The organism is Chitinophaga agrisoli, from assembly GCF_008386695.1.
Taxonomy (GTDB): Bacteria; Bacteroidota; Bacteroidia; order Chitinophagales; family Chitinophagaceae; genus Chitinophaga; species Chitinophaga agrisoli.
Genome location: NZ_VUOC01000004.1, coordinates 1,881,579 through 1,898,577, shown reverse-complemented (window position 1 = coordinate 1,898,577; position 16,999 = coordinate 1,881,579). Strand labels below are relative to the sequence as shown.

At 49.4% G+C, this 16,999-nt stretch carries 13 protein-coding genes; 8 read left to right on the top strand and 5 right to left on the bottom strand.

Going from position 1 to position 16,999, the window contains the following annotated elements:
• The first annotated feature begins 22 nt into the window (after positions 1–22).
• Both mazG and F0L74_RS26660 read left to right on the top strand, forming a co-directional pair.
• Positions 23–796 (top strand): nucleoside triphosphate pyrophosphohydrolase, encoded by a 774-nt coding sequence (gene mazG, locus F0L74_RS26665; RefSeq protein WP_246197821.1) that lies wholly within the window; start codon positions 23–25, stop codon positions 794–796.
• Positions 797–924: 128 nt separating this feature from the next.
• Positions 925–4,704 carry a sensor histidine kinase gene (locus tag F0L74_RS26660; RefSeq protein ID WP_149840953.1) on the top strand — a complete coding sequence of 1,260 codons (3,780 nt, stop codon included), beginning with the start codon at positions 925–927 and terminating at the stop codon, positions 4,702–4,704.
• Between the two features lie 120 nt (positions 4,705–4,824).
• On the opposite strand, the gene plsX is transcribed toward F0L74_RS26660, so the two are convergent.
• From plsX to F0L74_RS26645, 3 genes are all read right to left on the bottom strand, one after another.
• Complete coding sequence (gene plsX, locus F0L74_RS26655) at positions 4,825–5,772, bottom strand: phosphate acyltransferase PlsX (RefSeq protein ID WP_149840952.1); 948 nt, start codon at positions 5,770–5,772, stop codon at positions 4,825–4,827.
• Positions 5,773–5,985: 213 nt separating this feature from the next.
• Positions 5,986–6,180 (bottom strand): 50S ribosomal protein L32, encoded by a 195-nt coding sequence (gene rpmF, locus F0L74_RS26650; RefSeq protein ID WP_149840951.1) that lies wholly within the window; start codon positions 6,178–6,180, stop codon positions 5,986–5,988.
• A gap of 75 nt (positions 6,181–6,255) precedes the next feature.
• On the bottom strand, positions 6,256–6,792 hold the full coding sequence (locus tag F0L74_RS26645; protein WP_149840950.1) for a YceD family protein: 537 nt from the start codon (positions 6,790–6,792) through the stop codon (positions 6,256–6,258).
• A 298-nt stretch (positions 6,793–7,090) separates the two neighbouring features.
• Between F0L74_RS26645 and F0L74_RS26640 the strand changes: the two genes are divergently transcribed.
• Positions 7,091–9,109 carry a response regulator gene (locus F0L74_RS26640; protein WP_188316179.1) on the top strand — a complete coding sequence of 673 codons (2,019 nt, stop codon included), beginning with the start codon at positions 7,091–7,093 and terminating at the stop codon, positions 9,107–9,109.
• On the opposite strand, the gene F0L74_RS26635 is transcribed toward F0L74_RS26640, so the two are convergent.
• On the bottom strand, positions 9,110–9,997 hold the full coding sequence (locus F0L74_RS26635; RefSeq protein WP_149840948.1) for a fructosamine kinase family protein: 888 nt from the start codon (positions 9,995–9,997) through the stop codon (positions 9,110–9,112).
• A gap of 25 nt (positions 9,998–10,022) precedes the next feature.
• On the opposite strand from F0L74_RS26635, the gene F0L74_RS26630 reads away from it, so the two are divergent.
• Complete coding sequence (locus tag F0L74_RS26630) at positions 10,023–11,105, top strand: DUF3810 domain-containing protein (protein ID WP_149840947.1); 1,083 nt, start codon at positions 10,023–10,025, stop codon at positions 11,103–11,105.
• Between the two features lie 4 nt (positions 11,106–11,109).
• On the opposite strand, the gene F0L74_RS26625 is transcribed toward F0L74_RS26630, so the two are convergent.
• The gene (locus F0L74_RS26625) at positions 11,110–12,057 is read right to left on the bottom strand and encodes an arginase (protein WP_149840946.1); all 948 of its coding nucleotides are present in this window, start codon (positions 12,055–12,057) and stop codon (positions 11,110–11,112) included.
• 286 nt (positions 12,058–12,343) lie between these two features.
• On the opposite strand from F0L74_RS26625, the gene F0L74_RS26620 reads away from it, so the two are divergent.
• The 4 genes from F0L74_RS26620 to F0L74_RS26605 all read left to right on the top strand — a co-directional run bounded on the left by F0L74_RS26620 (position 12,344) and on the right by F0L74_RS26605 (position 16,891).
• Complete coding sequence (locus F0L74_RS26620; RefSeq protein WP_149840945.1) at positions 12,344–13,483, top strand: acyl-CoA dehydrogenase; 1,140 nt, start codon at positions 12,344–12,346, stop codon at positions 13,481–13,483.
• Positions 13,484–13,575: 92 nt separating this feature from the next.
• Positions 13,576–14,622, top strand: coding sequence for a serine hydrolase domain-containing protein (locus F0L74_RS26615; RefSeq protein WP_149840944.1), 1,047 nt, complete (start codon positions 13,576–13,578; stop codon positions 14,620–14,622).
• A 19-nt stretch (positions 14,623–14,641) separates the two neighbouring features.
• Positions 14,642–15,316 carry a YggS family pyridoxal phosphate-dependent enzyme gene (locus F0L74_RS26610; RefSeq protein ID WP_149840943.1) on the top strand — a complete coding sequence of 225 codons (675 nt, stop codon included), beginning with the start codon at positions 14,642–14,644 and terminating at the stop codon, positions 15,314–15,316.
• 324 nt (positions 15,317–15,640) lie between these two features.
• A complete protein-coding gene (locus F0L74_RS26605; RefSeq protein WP_149840942.1) occupies positions 15,641–16,891 on the top strand; it encodes a peroxiredoxin family protein in 1,251 nt (416 codons plus the stop codon).
• The last annotated feature ends 108 nt before the right edge of the window (positions 16,892–16,999 follow it).

The following is a 16,999-nucleotide window of genomic DNA, read 5'->3' as shown; positions in this document are numbered from 1 at the left end:
CAATTTTCCCTATTTTTAACCCATGGAAATGCTACAAAACGCCTCCTTTGAGCAATTACTGCAGATCATGGACGACCTGCGGGAAAAATGCCCCTGGGACCGGAAACAGACCCTGCAATCTTTACGGCAGCTCACCATCGAGGAAATGTATGAACTGGCAGACGCTATCACAGACAACGACTTTAAAGGTATAAAAGAGGAGCTGGGCGACCTGCTGCTGCATATTGTATTTTACGCCAAAATAGGCGCGGAACAGCAGCAGTTCACTATTCAGGATGTGATCACCGGCATCTGTAATAAGCTCATCCACCGCCACCCGCATATCTATGGCGATGTAAAAGTGGAGAACGAAGAGCAGGTAAAGCAGAACTGGGAAAAGCTGAAGCTGAAAGAAGGCAAGACCTCCGTTTTAGGCGGCGTACCCGTATCCCTGCCTGCCCTGGTAAAGGCCATGCGCCTGCAGGAGAAAGCTAAGCAGGTAGGTTTTGAATGGGATAATACAGAACAGGTGCGCCTTAAGGTAGAAGAGGAGATGGGCGAGCTGGATGAGGCCATCCAGGCCGGCCATCAGCAGGAAATAGAAGACGAATTCGGCGACCTGCTGTTCTCCCTGGTCAATTATGCCCGTTTCCTGAAGGTGGACGTGGAAAATGCCCTGGAACGCACCAACAAAAAGTTCATCCGCCGTTTCCAGCAAATGGAGACCCTTGCCGGCAATAAAGGCCGCGAACTTTCCGGCATGACACTTGCAGAGATGGATGAGCTTTGGAATGATATCAAACAAACTGAAAAATAGCATGTGCAGATGTGCAAATGAGGAGATGTGCAGATGCAAAAAGGCGGCGCCCGTAAGCCCTGGTTCTGCAGTTTTACGTTTACACATCTGCAAATCCGCACATTTGCACATCTGCACATCAAGAATTAATGCTCGACATTAAAGAAATAAGGATCTTTTTCCTCCGGCACGGCTACCTGCTGATCATTGCCGCATGGCTTTTCACCTTCGCCTTCCTGTTCAGTAACTATTGGTCTTATTACTCCTCCCCGCAGGGCGTAAAACGCAGCCTCGAAAAAAGCCTGCACCAGCGGGAGCAGTCGTTCGAAGAGCTTACGCAGGACTCCCTGCGTATGAACCATATATTCAGCCGTAACTACAGCGAGGAAGAGCTGAAGTCCATCTATAACAAGGATTATTCCGTATATGCTTACGATAGCAGCGCCGCCGGCCGCTGGCTGCTGTTCTGGAGCACTAACCTGGTACAGCCGGAAGACCAGGTGCCCCTCCGCGAAGGCTCCGGTTTTGTAAAGCTCAAGAACGGCTACTATGAGCAAATTTGCCGTAAAGTGCCCGGTCCCGCCGGTCACCAGCGCTATCTGATAGGGCTGGCGCCGGTGATGATGGAGTATACTATCAGCAACGACTACCTGGTAGATCATTTCTTTGACAAACCCGCCCTGGGCAGGGAATACACCATTAATATGCGCCCGCCGGGCATACCGGTGCTTAACAATAAGGATATCATCCTGTTTTACCTCCATTATGATGCGGCCCTCGATACCAGCCCGCCTAACCTGCTCAGCGTAATACTGCGGGTGCTGGGCTGTATCTGTGTGCTTATCTTCATCAACCTTTTTGCCACGCTGCTGGCCAGGAATAAAAACCCCCTCATCGGGTTCCTGTTCCTGTTGTTCACCGTGCTTACGCTCAGGATCATGAGCTACCTGTATCCTTTCCCGTTCAACCTGCGGGCGCTGAATATCTTCACGCCCTACATCTACGCCAAGGACGAGATCTTCCACTCCCTGGGTGATCTGCTGCTGAATGTACTGCTCACTTTCTGGATGCTGCTCTTTTTCCGTGAGCACGTAAAGACCATCAACGCGCCACCCCTCCGGGAAAAATGGCAGCTATGGGCCGTTATCAGCCTTTCCAGCCTGCTCATGTTCATCGTTGGGCAGTTCCTGTCAGAGCTCATACAAAGCCTGGTAATAGACTCCAGGATCTCTTTTGATGTGACCAACCCCTTCAGCCTCAACGAATACAGCGTTACCGGCTTTATCATATTGGGCTTTATCGCCTTTAGCTTCCTGTTCTTTTCGCAGATCATCAACTTCCTGTTGAATGAGCTCACGCATTTCCGGCACCGGACCAAGTATATTTTCCTGGCCGCGGTAGGCGTGTTATGGCTGGTCTTCCGCCTCCACAATCCGGAGCTGCCTTATTTTATCGTAATGGTGGTATGGCTGCTGTTGTATGTAGCCCTGCTGGATATGTTCACCCACCGCTTTGAGAACAAGCTGGGCACCGTGCCTTTTGTTTTCTGGCTGGTGCTGCTCACTATCACTACCTCTGCGGTACTGGTATACTACAATAATAAAAAAGAGCTCACCGTACGGGAACGCCTGGCCATCAACCTCTCCAAACAACGTGATCCTTACCTGGAAATGCTGCTAAATGATGTGAACCGCAGCGCGGAGCATGATGATCTTATACAGCTGTTCTTCCAGGATCATAAAAGCGCCAGCCAGCTGCCCCGCGATCTGCTGGAGAACGAGCTGCAGCAGAAATATTTTAAAGGATACCTGAGCCGTTTTAAAATAGACTTCTATTTTTTTGATGAGAACGGGTATCCCATCTATACCTCGGACACCTCCAGCATCTATTCGCTTAATCCCCGCATCCTGCAGGAGTCTGACCAGATAGGTACAGAGGGTGATCTCTATTACAATGAGCGCAGTTTTAACGACTATAGCTATATCGGTAACAAGGTATTCCGTAAGGATAGTTTGATCATCGGCTCCCTGGTGTATGAGCTAACGCCGGCAGTCGTGAATCCGCAGAAGTTATATCCGGAGCTATTGATAGACGGTGAGCTCAGCGATCCGGAAAAAGAATCGGCTGCGGCCTATTCCTATGCGATCTACGACAAAGGCATCCTGGTAAGCAATAACAATGATTTCCCGTTCCCCATTAAACTCTATGCCAGCGATATCCCGGCAACAGATGTTTCCGAAGAGACCGTAAACCACCATTCCGTACTGGTATACAAGGCATCTAAAGACAAGGTGGTGATGGTGGTAAAGGAAAGCCGCAGCTTTATAGAGTTCATCACCCTGTTTGCGTGGATGTTCTGCCTGTTCCTGCTCATCATCGTTATATATAAGCTACTGGGCCTGCTGGTAAAAGCGCGTATGCGCATAGGCCCGCTGCGCGCCCTGATGGATGTAAGTATCCGTAGAAAAGTGCATGGCACGGTGATCTTTGTGGTGGTATTTGCTTTTATCATACTGGGGGTGACGACCATCCTCTTTTTTATAAACCGCTCAGAATCCGAGAACCGGGAGCGCCTTAGCAAAACCATGAACGAGGTGGCCCAGGACGTGGAAAAGGAGTTCTATACCCAGCGTATGTTCAACGAGCTGGAGGATATGTATGATCCCGTATTCCAGTCCGGCCTGCAGTCTTCCATCAGCGATATTGCGGAAGACCGCGCCCTGGATATCAACATCTATGACCGGGATGGCAACCTGCTGGTCAGCACCCAGCCCCTGATGACGGAGAAAGGGCTGCTGTCCCGCAAGATACAGCCTACGGCCTATTTCCATATGTTCCGCCTTAACCGGATCCAGTTCATACAGGAAGAGAAGATAGGCGGTATGCGTTACCTTTCCGGTTATGTGCCGCTCCGTAACCCGGTGGGGGAGGTGTTTGCCTACCTGAACGTGCCCTATTTTGCTACGCAAACAGAGCTGAACCAGCAGATCTCCAACTTCCTGGTAGCGCTTATCAACTTCAACGCATTTATCTTCCTTATAGCTGGTATGCTGGCATTGCTCATTACCAATTCCATCACCCGCTCTTTCTCGCTGGTAACGGAAAAGCTGCGCCATGTAAACCTGGGCCAGCGTAATGATGAGATAGAATGGGATAAGGATGATGAGATAGGCGCCCTGGTGAAGGAATACAACAAAATGGTGCGTAAGCTGGAAGTAAGCGCCGCCCGGCTGGCCAAAAGCGAAAGGGAAGGGGCCTGGCGCGAAATGGCCCGGCAGGTAGCCCACGAGATCAAGAACCCGCTAACGCCCATGAAGCTAAGTATACAATACCTGCAGCGCGCCGTTGGCAATGACAGCCCTAACGTAAAGGAGCTTACTAACAATGTAGCCCATACGCTGGTAGAGCAGATAGAGCACCTGTCCAACATCGCCTCAGATTTCTCCGCTTTTTCCCGTATAGGCGAGGCGGTGAACGAGGTACTGTTGCTCAACGAAGTGGTACATTCCCTGCACGCCCTGTACCAGGGCCAGCCAGGCTGCGAAATACTGTACGAGGAACCGCCGCATCAATGGTATGTATATGCGGATAAGACCCAGATGAACCGCCTGTTCACCAACCTGTTGCAGAATGCCATCCAGGCCATCCCGGAAAGCCGCGCCGGCCATATCGTGATGCATATGAGCATTACCGCGGATAAACAGTGGGTGATCGTAAGCGTACAGGATAATGGCGAAGGTATTTCGCCGGAGATACAGTCCCGTATCTTTGTGCCCAATTTCACCACCAAAAACTCCGGCACCGGCCTCGGGCTGGCCATGTGTAAGAATATTGTGGAGCAGGCCCGTGGCGAGATATGGTTTGAGACAAGGCTGAACGTGGGGACTACGTTCTTTGTAAAGTTGCCGCTGATGGTGACGAATAAATAATGCCAGCTATACCAAAACAAAAAAGCGAAACAGTCACCTGCTTCGCTTTTTTTAATATCATTTGAATTAATAGGTCGGCGCCTCGTGCTAAAGCTAACGGCTAATAGCTAACCGCTAACTTCATTTCCCGTTAGCAAAGCTCTCCTTGATCCGGTCCATCAGCTTGCTCTCTATCATCTGCTGGCTCAATATGATCATATTTTTAAACGCCTCGCCTTTGGATATGCCATGCCCGATGATCACCGGGTGGGATACGCCCAGCACGGGGGTGCCGCCATAACTTTCAAAGTCAAAACGTTTAAAGTAATCATCCTTGATGTTGCGTTTTACAGCAATATCATGGAACGATTCTGCCAGTTTCAGCACTACGTTGCCGGTAAAGCCTTCACAAACAACCACATCGGCCTGGGTATGGAAAAGGTCGCGGCCTTCTACGTTACCAACAAAGTTTAGCTGCGGGTGTTCTTTTAGCAGGGGATAGGTAGCCTGTGCCAGCAGGTTGCCCTTGCCTGGCTCTTCACCTATGTTCAGCAGCGCCACTTTAGGATCCTCCCGCTGCAGGATGTGTTTGGCATAGAGGGAGCCCAGTATGGCAAACTGCACCAGGTTTTCCGGTTTACAGTCTGCATTGATGCCTACGTCCAGCAGCACGCCATAAGACCCGTCCTCTTTGGGGAGGGGGGTGCTGATGGTAGGCCGTTGCACGCCGTCAATAGCTTTGATGGAATAGAAAGTGCCCACCATCATGGCGCCTGTGTTACCGGCGCTGATGAATGCGTCTATCTTACCATTCTTTAAAAGATGAAATCCGATAGCAATGGAGGATTGCTGTTTTTCTTTGAGTGCTTTGGTAGGGTGCTCATGCATGCCTATCACTTCGGAGGCATGGATAATAGTATAGGCAGATGGGTCTATTTGCGCTGCGGATAGTAAGGGCGCAACTGCCTGTTCATCTCCTATCAGTACCAAATGTGCGTTGGCTTCAGCCGTTGCTAAGAATAATTTTACTCCATTTACTGCTTCCTGGGGGGCAAAATCGCCACCCATCATATCAAGCCCAATTCGCATGTAACATAAGTTTGTCTTAGGGAAGATATATAAAACTACGAATTACCCATTACGAAATACGAAGCGTTAATAATAACATCACACCAGGTCATGGTATAATGCCAATTAAAACTTCGTGTATTACGGATGCTGCAATCATTCCGATCACGCTTTCGTAATGGCGTTCGTAATTGATAATTCGTAACTTAACTATTGGTACTAAGTAAAGTAAAACTATTTAGTGCTGGCTTGTTTTTCCAACACTACCTTTCCTTTGTAGTATAATTTGTTTTCTACCCAATGAGCACGGTGTCTCAGGTGCACTTCTCCGGTTGCGCTATCTGTGCTTAAAGTATCCGCAACTGCCTTGTAATGCGTCCTTCTCTTTGCTGATCTTTGCTGAGAATGTCTGCGTTTAGGATTTGGCATTGTATTTAATTTTTAATTGTCTCTTATTGAATTAAAAGGAAAAATTACCTTTTGTTATAGATCCTTTTTAGCTCCTTAGTTCTCCCGGAATTTATCCAGGTCCTTCCAGATCGGGTTCTGCTTTTCCCCCGACTGCTGGTTCATCCGGTCCAGCATCTCCAGCACCTTAGGATCACACCCGCTTTTTCCTTCGCTGTCATCCGGATGGATGCGCTGCATAGGGATACTCAGGTTAATGAACTCATAGATCAGATCTGCCACGTTAAAGTGTGAGTCCGTCTTTGAGATATACGTAACTTCCGGATCCTCATCATCTTGCAGTTCCTCCGGGTTCTCCACCAACTTCACTACCTGGTCAAAATCATCCCAAAGCTGCAATTCAAACGGTGCGCCGCATCTGTCACAATTCACGGTAGCTGTGCCGCCTACTTCGAACTTAAGCATGAAGAAGTTGCTTTTCTTGTCAAATTGCAGCTTCACCGTGGCTTTACAGTTACTAAAATCCTGCGGACCGTAATTTTCAAAAAAACTATCCGTAATTTGGTACTCAAAGGCATGCACTCCGGGCTTCAGTCCTACAAAGGCTATATCAAATTCTCGGAGTGTTTTCATCTGAATTATAATTTGATGTCAATTTGGTCAGATGAACGCGCAAAGTTATTTACTTTTAGAAAAAAACCTGGTACGTTTCATCAAAACAGTCCTCCACTTTTAGAGGGATGCAAAGGTAACTAATTATTTGTAAATGTAAAAATGTTCATAAATTTGTTGATTATCAATGCTGCCTGGAGGTAAAAAAGGGTAAGTCTTATGAAAGCTGTGCAAGCATATTCCCCATTCCCGTGAAAATAGCACCATGAAGGCCAAAGTTAGAACGCGACACCGAAAAACACCTGCAGTTAGCGCCAATATGTCCAACTTAGAGGCGCAGGGCGTTTTTTCCCTGCCCATGTCTGCTTTTCTTCAGCATACCAGCGCGGGTATACTGGTAACAGACGGGAAACACCGTTTTATATGGGCTAATAATATCATAATCAATGCATTCGATATAGGGCCGGGTGGGTCCGAGGTCGTAGGTAAACCCTATGGCACTGTTATCAGCTTTTTCCGTGACCATGTACAGGAGCCGGCCGCTTTTGAGGAAAAGATGAAGGAGCTCCGCCGCCGGCGTAAGCCCTATTTTGCCTGGATCCTGCCCTTTTCAAACGGGCATGTCTATGAGGTCAATTATATGCCCCTGCTGGAGGGTAGCCAATTTAAAGGCAGCATCTGGCAGGTGGTGGATGTTACCCGGCACCATGCCATGCGCCGGGAACTGGAACGCGCCCGTCAGGACGCCGAAGAGGCCCAGAAAGCCCAGAAGGACTTCCTGGCCAATATGAGCCACGAGATCCGCACCCCCCTTAACGCCATCATCGGGATGGCCCACCTGCTGGAAGAGACCACCCTCGACCCCCGCCAGGTGGAATATGTAAAAACGCTCAAACACTCTTCTGGCATACTGCTGGGCCTGATCACGGACATACTGGATATCTCGCGCATAGAGGCCGGAGAGCTCCAGGTGAACCAAAGGGAATTTAACCTCAACGAGTTAATACAATCTTTAAAGCATACCTTTGAACTGAAAATGGGGCAACGGCCGGTTAAGATCTCCGCTACGGTAGACCCCCAATTGCAACACCTGCTGGTAGGGGACGACACGCTGCTGAACCAGATCCTCATGAACTTGTTGGGAAATGCGGACAAATTCACAAAAGAAGGGGAAATATGCCTGACCGCCCAGCTCGAAAGCTGGCAGGAAAATAAACTTTGGGTAAGGTTCCGGGTCTGCGATACCGGCATCGGCATCCGTAAGGATAAGCTGGAGCTCGTTTTCCAGAACTATAAACAGGCGGAGAAGGAGATCCGGGAAATATACGGCGGCACAGGACTGGGACTGGCCATCGTAAAACAATTGGTAGAAAGGCAGGGGGGCAACATCCTCGTAGAGGAACAGCCCGGCTACAGCACCTGTTTTTCATTTAATCTTCCGTTCATTGACACAAACAAACCGGCGGTGTCCGGCATGCTTTTTGGCCAACGCCGTAGACAGGCAGACTTTGGCGGGGCCAGGGTACTGGTGATAGAGGATAATCCTATGAACCTCCGCTATATCATCAGCCTGCTGGAAAAGTATAATATACAATGCCAGCTGGCCACCAACGCGCCAGACGCCATCTATTTCCTGGATACCAGGCTCTATGACCTGGTGCTCATGGATATCCGCATTCCAGGTATGGATGGGTTTGAACTGACCAAAAGGATCCGGGCCGATGAGAAACTGCCCAATGTAGCCACCCCTATAGTGGCCACTACGGCCGTAGCCATGGAAAGCACCGCTACCATGGCACGTATGACGGGCATCACAGATATCCTGACAAAACCTTATACGCCGGATCAGTTATTACAGATCTTAAATAAATACCTCAACGAAGAAGAAACGGGACTACTGATGGAAGATGAAGAACTGCACATCAATGGTTATGAGTTCCACCAGGAACTGAATGCAAGGTACCTCCGTGCCCTGTATGAAAATAATATTGCCTATGCTGCGGACCTTTTTGAGATCTTTATCAAGACCATCCGCGGAGAAGTATGCAAACTGGAGAACTTTGTGCGCCAGCTGGACCTGGATAGCCTGAAGATCCAGGTGCATAAGCTGAAACCTAATTTTGCCATGGTAGGCCTTACCTGGGTAAGCGAAAAGATGCAGGGGATGGAAGACGCCCTCAAAGAGCCCGCAGCCAGCGCCGGCCCTAAAATACAAGCGCTCTATGCGGAGATTGCCGCGGATATGGACCGCTTTTTCCCGATCATTGAAGACGAATTTGAAAAGATGACCGCCTTTATCGCGGAACAGAAAAACAAAACACCGGAAAGTAACTACTAGTTATTGCCATTCCTTCAGCACTTCCTTTACACTATCTACATAACTGCCGCCATTAAACAACAGCACATGCGCCAGCAGGGGGTATAGCTGACAAAGGCTTATCCGTTCCTGCCAGCCATTGGCCAGGGGGAACAGGCTCTGGTAAGCATAATAGAAACGGGTATCAAATCCGCCAAAAAGCCGGGTCATCGCCAGGTCCATTTCCCGGTGACCGTAATAAACAGCCGGGTCATAGATACACGCCTTCCCATCCGGGCCCACCATAAAATTGCCGGACCACAGATCGCCATGCAGTAACGCCGGCCGCTCGTCCGGGAAGATAGAGGTGAACTTTTTGCACAGCTGCTCCAGCTGCGTCACCAACGGCTTATCCAGCAGAAAACGGTCATAGGCCTGTTTGGCCAGCGGCATAATGCGGTTAAACGCATAAAATACCGCCCAGTTAGTATAAGGCGTATTATACTGTTTAAGCGTGCCTATATAATTGTACTCATTAAAGCCAAAATGTGCCTGCGTATGTTGGTGCAGTTTGATGAGGTTACCCGCAAAACCCTCCCAGAAATCCGTAGAGGCGCCTCCTTTTTCCTTATAGTCGGTTACCAGGAAAGCGCGCCCGTAAATAGCGCCATGGCATACTGGTTCCGGCACTGCAAAGGTTTGGGTATTACGGAGGGTGGAAAGCCCGCTGAACTCCTTGGCAAACATATCCGGGTAGCGCCGCGCATCGTTCACTTTCAGGAACCAGGGGCCCTCATTCGTTACCAGCCGGTACGTTTCATTAATATCTCCGCCCTGTATTCTTTCTGCCTGATTAATCTGTATTTTCACCGCCAATTTTGCAGATAGTTGGGAGGATAGCTCATTCAGGAAAAGTGCATCTGCCATCATTTCATTTCACCGGTTATAGGTCATTATGGAAAAAAAAGCGATACTTAAAAGATCGGGACTTCGTATAGCAATAGCAGTAGCCCTGCTGTTACTGTTTAAATTGTTATTTGCCGTAAATGATGGATTTGCCTCGTTCTATTTTCATAGGTTGTATATTTGGATTAGTGCCTTGTTCAGATGGCTGACGGGAGCAGTCCCTTTCAGTGTTGGCGATCTAATATATATTGGCTGGGCTATAACTGCCCTTATTTTTCTGTTAAAGTTATGTTATAAAATGATCAGGGGCCGCTGGAAAGATGCCGGCCTGTCCCTTTTGGGCGCTACTGGCATCCTGCTTACCCTGTTTTTCGCCTTCCTGTTCCTGTGGGGATATAATTACCGCCGCCATTCACTTGCCAAAGATACAGCCTTAAACGTAAAACCCTATAACACAGACCAGTTATATCGGTTGGCAGATACCCTGGTGCAGGAAGTGAACCTCCGTAAGGCCGCCCTGGGAGATACCGCCAGTATAACATCCCCGGACCCTGACAGCGCCCGGCTGTTTCACCGCGCTATACACGCCTATGGGCTGGCAGCGCAGACATGGCCCGCGCTTAAGTATACAAACCCCAGCGTAAAATCCTCCCTTTTTGGCCGTTGGATCAACTATATGGGGGTAACCGGCTACCTGAACCCTTTTACTAATGAGGCGCAGGTAAATACCACGGTGCCCTTTTTTACACAGCCCTTTACCACCTGTCATGAGATTGCCCACCAACTAGGGTATGCCCCGGAAGAAACAGCCAATTTTGTAGGCTACCTGGTGGCAGACCATACGCCGGATAAGCGTTTCCGTTATGCCGCCAGTTTTGAGATGTTCCTGTACAGTACCGGTCAGCTGGCCCGGCGGGATACCGCCCTGGCGCGCCAGGTATGGAGCAGGGCTGTGCCAGGCGTTAAGGAGGATTATAAATACGTTACGGAGTTCTACAGATCATTCCGCGGCCCGCTGGATGATTATTCCGCTATCTTGTATGATCAATACCTGAAAGCCAATAAACAGGAGAAAGGTATTTACAGCTATAGTGAGGTCGTAGGCTGGCTGATCGCTTATTTCAAGATATAATTACTCAGTTCATCATCAGCACATTCACACTGCGTTGTAATATATTGAACGCGATCTCCGCCATCAGGTTTTCCCGGTCCAGGGTAGGGTTCACCTCCGTGATCTCAAAACAGCAGATCTTACGGTGCTGCATAAACTTGGCGATCAGGTCTTCCGCTTCCCTTTCCCGTAAACCATTGCTTACCGGGGTGCCGGTGCCGCGGGATATAGAGGCGTCCAGGCTATCCACGTCAAAGGAGATATAAATATAATCACAATCGCTCAGGTACCGGAATACGGAACGGGAGATATTCTCCGGCCCTTTACGCCGTACCTCGCTGGTCGTGATCACCTTCATACCATATTTCTTGATCAGGTGATCCTCTTCCTTTTCATAATCACGCAGGGAAATGAATACAATATCCTCCGGCAATACCTTGGGGGCTATCTTGCCTATATGTTGAAGGGCGCGCCATGTTTTAGTCGTATTCTCATCCAGCTCATGGGCCTTGTATTCCAGGTTATCTTCCGCAATAGACACCGCCAGGGGCATACCGTGCATATTGCCGGATGGGGTAGTGTAGGGGGTATGCAGGTCTGCATGGGCGTCTATCCATATTACGCCCAGTTTGGCCTTGGGATGCGCCATCTTAAGGCCCGCAATGGTGGCGCCGGCGGTACTATGATCGCCGGACAGCACTACCGGGAACCAGTTGGCTTTAACCGTATCGTATACGCTTTTGCTGATACGCTCATACAGGTTATAGATCCCTTTGATCCGTTTGGCAAAAGGAGACTCTATCGGCTCAAATAATAACTTATTCTCTGTTTCTATGGTCTCTGAGGGAAAATGTACAAAGAAGTTGCTCATGAAGTCCAGCGCCGCAATCTTAATAGCATCTATTCCCAGGCTGGCGCCACGGGTGCCGGCGCCTATTTCTGATTTAACCTCAATGATCTTGATGTTCTTCATAAACAGCAAGCTACAGGATTTTAATGGATCACGTGTAACGTTTATTTGTTATACTTTATAGCAAGCCCCCTGAAATACTGAACCAATTCCAATAAGCCTGCATTCTTTCAGGAAATTTTCCAACGTTTTGATGCTAATAATGGATAACATTGAATTCTTAGCCAAAACGCGGATGAAGGGTATACATCGTTATATTTGCCGGTGTACAGATATACCCACGTGATGATACTTAATGGACGTTGAGCATATCAGCACTTCAGCACATTACCAAAACATTTAAAGCACTATGAACTTTCAATTAACAGAAGAGCATCTGATGATACAGAAGGCCGCCCGTGATTTTGCAGTGAACGAGCTGTTGCCGGGCGTCATAGAACGGGATGAAAAACAAAAGTTCCCTGCCGAACAGATGAAAAAGCTGGGCGAGCTGGGATTCCTGGGTATGATGGTAAGCCCGGAATACGGCGGCGCCGGATTGGATACCATCTCTTATGTACTGGCCATGGAGGAGATCTCCAAAATAGACGCTTCCACCTCCGTATGTATGAGCGTAAATAACTCGCTGGTATGCTGGGGCCTGGAAACCTTTGGCTCCGAAGCACAGAAACAAAAATACCTGGTGCCCCTGGCAAAAGGCGAGGTGATAGGCGCCTTCCTGTTAAGTGAGCCGGAAGCCGGTTCAGACGCTACCTCCCAGCGCACCACCGCAGAAGATAAAGGGGACTATTACCTGCTCAATGGTACCAAGAACTGGATCACCAACGGCAACTCCGCCGGCACTTACCTGGTCATTGCCCAAACCTACCCGGAAAAAGGCAGCAAAGGCATCAACGCCTTTATCGTAGAAAAGAGCTGGCCGGGCGTTACCATCGGCGCCAAGGAAAATAAACTGGGCATCCGCGGCAGCGATACCCATAGCATCATGTTCCAGGATGTAAAGGTGCCCAAGGAAAATCGTATAGGCGAAGACGGCTTTGGGTTTAAATTCGCCATGAAAACGCTGGCCGGCGGCCGTATAGGCATCGCATCCCAGGCATTGGGTATTGCCAGCGGCGCTTTTGAGCTGGCCCTTAAATACTCCAAGGAAAGAAAAGCCTTTGGTAAAGAGATCTCCCAGCACCAGGCCATCCAGTTTAAACTGGCAGATATGGCCACCCAGATAGAAGCCGCCCGTCTCTTATGCCTCAAAGCGGCCTGGGAAAAGGATCAGCACCTGGACTATACGCTCAGCGGCTCCATGGCCAAGGTGTTTGCCTCAGAAACCGCCATGTGGGTAACCACAGAAGCCGTACAGGTACACGGCGGTTATGGCTATGTAAAGGAATACCATGTAGAACGCCTCATGCGCGACGCCAAGATCACCCAGATCTATGAAGGTACTTCCGAAGTACAGCGCATCGTGATCAGCCGTTCTATCTTAAGTTAGCCGTTTGCCATTTTCTACATAAAAAAAGAAAGGACATTCCACAAAAGGGATGTCCTTTCTTTATCTTTGCTATCCGTAGATAACCCTATGCTATGTTAGACTTCATTTTCCTTGTCCTCCTCAATATTGCCGGCGAAATACAACCCTCCAACAAACAGTTGTGGATGAACGATGTAACCCGCCGGATTGATTCCCTGATCACCGCAGAAGCCAAAACGCCCCATCCCTTTAATGGCGTGATCCTGGTTAAATATGCCAACAAGAAAGTATACAGCAAAGCAACCGGTTATGCGGACAGGGAACGCAAGGTACGCCTGCATAAGGATAGCCAGTTCTATATCGGCTCTATCAGTAAACAGATCACCGCTGTACTGGCCTTGCAGCAGCTGTCAACCGGCGGACTGGTGCTGGACTCGCCCATTCACAGGTACCTGCCGCAGCTAACAGCCCCCTGGGCAGACAGCGTGACCATCTACCATCTCCTCAGCCATACCAGCGGCATCAAATCGCCTGACCAGCCGCTGGCCTTTACGCCCGGTAGCAAGTTTGCCTACTCTAACCTGGGCTATGAGCTGCTGGCCCAGTGTATAGAAAAATCGGCCGGATTGTCTTTCGAGCAGCTGTCCAACGGATTGTTCCGTGAATGTAAGATGGCGCACAGCGCCTTCCCGGATACCTACCAGGGCCCGGGCCTTGTGACCGGCTACGCATTAAACGGAGATACCCTGCAACGGCTGGAGGGCGATCTGTCAGGTCATGCCGCTTCAGGCACCTTTATTTCTACGGTGGATGATCTGGCCAGATGGAACGAATGCCTGCACGGCAAACGGCATAACGGCATGCTGCTCGATCAGCGCAGTTATACCGCCATGACCACGCCTATCGACATCTCCTTGCGGGAACACCCCGCTTTTGGCAAAATGTATTACGGCTACGGCATCACCTGGGTAGAGCAGGATGACCATGAGTACACCGGCCAAACCGGTCTTATACCCGGTTTCGTTTGCATGGACTTCTTTGATCCTACCCGTCACCTGTCCGTAGTGGTGCTGGAAAACACCGCCTGGTACCCGGATGATGTGAAGCGGTTATTCCATGTGCACAAGGAAATATTAAAGATCACCGCAGACCTCCCCTAAGCTTTATTACCTTTGCGCCATGTCGATCAATTTACCCGTATACCAACAGGTACTGGCTACAGTGGCAGATCATGACGCAAAACTGGTAGCGGTCTCCAAATTAAAACCGGAAACAGATATCCAGGCGCTGTATAATGCCGGCCACCGCATATTTGGCGAGAACTATGTACAGGAGCTGGTACAGAAACAACCCAACCTCCCCACAGATATACAATGGCATTTTATTGGCCACCTGCAATCCAATAAGGTAAAATACATTGCGCCTTTTGTCACCATGATCCATGCGGTAGACAGCTATAAACTGCTCCAGGAGATCAACAAACAGGCCGTCAAAAACAACCGGGTAATAGATTGCCTGTTGCAGGTCCATATTGCCGAAGAAGAGACCAAATTTGGCCTCGATACCCAGGAACTGGAAGCGCTGCTGCAGCAATGGCAGTCCGAATCCGCCATGGCCAATATCCGTATAGCTGGCCTTATGGGCATGGCCACCAATACAGACAGTGAAGCACAGATCTTAAAAGAGTTCCGCCACCTGAAGGAATTACAAACCACCATGAAAGACCGCTATTTTGCCGGTAATGATCATTTCCGGGAGCTTTCCATCGGCATGAGCGGTGATTACCAACTGGCCCTTGAAGCGGGCAGCACTTTGGTCCGCATCGGCAGCCTGCTGTTTGGCGCACGGAAGTAAGGGGCCTTTTGATAGATTCCGCGCAGTATATTGATAATCAATGAAATGAGGAACCGACCGGACGCGATAATAGCTTAATTTGCAGCAACGTTTCAAAAAGGGGCCGATACGGGTTGCAATGCAGTGTCAATGCAGTGTCAATGCAGTAGCGATGCAATAAGAGCCGAATGCGACTAAATAATGCTATCCATCCCGATACCATTTATCCCGCTCAGCCCGTCACCCATCCCACCAATTACCGTATCCGCTCATTATTACCTATCTTTGTCTATCAATTTAGTAGAATAAACAATCAACAACCTAGAATAACAATCAACCGGGGCTATGACCAAACTAAAACCAGTACTATCCCTGCTGATAATCAATTTATTATCAGTTATTACCGTTTTTGCGCAACAACCCTTTGTTGATGGCGTCTGGCAAACCCGCCTGCACCGTCAGGATGGAGCAGATATCGTTTTTAACACGGAAGTAAAGGAAGAGAACGGCCGTAAAGTGCTGTACGTCCTCAATGCCGGCGACCGCCTGCTGGTAGATGATATACAGATGGAAGGCGACTCCATCTTTATAAAGATGCCCTTTTTCGACTCCGAGTTCCGCGGTGCCGTACAACCCGGCGGGGAGATCAAAGGTCTGTGGATCCGTCACCTGGCAAATAATGATATGAGCATCCCCTTTACCGCCATACCCGGCGTAAAGGAACGTTTTACACAGCATCAGCCGGCCAAGGGTAATGTAACCGGCCGCTGGGCCACTTATTTCAAAACACCCGGCAAGGCCGACAGCTCCTTCTCCGTAGGGGAATTTAAACAACAGGGCAACACCGTATACGGCACTTTCCTGACCACCACCGGCGACTACCGCTTCCTGGAAGGGATCATGGATGGCGACACCCTTAAATTGTCCACTTTTGACGGCTCCCATGCCTATTATTTCACAGCCCGTCTCACCGGGGATAAAACCCTGGAAAACGGCGTATTTTATGCCGGTATAGGCGCGGCTAAAGAAACCTGGACCGCCCAAAAGGATGCGTCCGCCAAACTGCCGGACGAAACCACCCTTACCACCATCAAACCAGGGGAATCCAAACTGGATTTCAGCTTCCCGGACGTAAACGGCAAACAGGTCAGCATCAGCGACGCCCGTTTTAAGGGTAAAGTAGTGGTGATCACCCTCATGGGATCCTGGTGCCCTAACTGTATGGATGAAACCGCCTACCTCAGCAAATGGTATGAACAAAATAAACAACGCGGAGTGGAGATCCTGGGCCTGGCCTACGAGCGCACTACGGATTTTGCAAAATCCCAGAAAGCGCTTATTGCTTTCATGAAACGTTTTAATGTACAATTCCCCGTGCTGATCACCGGCGTTACGCCTACAGATCCGCAAAAAACGGAGAAAACCCTGCCCCAGCTTACCGGCATAAAGGGTTACCCGACCACCCTTTTTGTAGATAAAAAGGGTCAGGTGAAGGAAGTGCATACCGGCTTTTCCGGTCCCGGTACCGGTGAGCATTATGAGCAGTACCAAAAAGACTTTAACCACCTGATAGATGAGTTACTGAAAGAGAAATAACCCATCATCACCAATATAAGTAGCGGTCAGGTACACAGTGCCTGACCGCCTTCATTTACCCCATCACCCCATTCCCACATCCGCACATCCCCCACATCCACTTGGCCT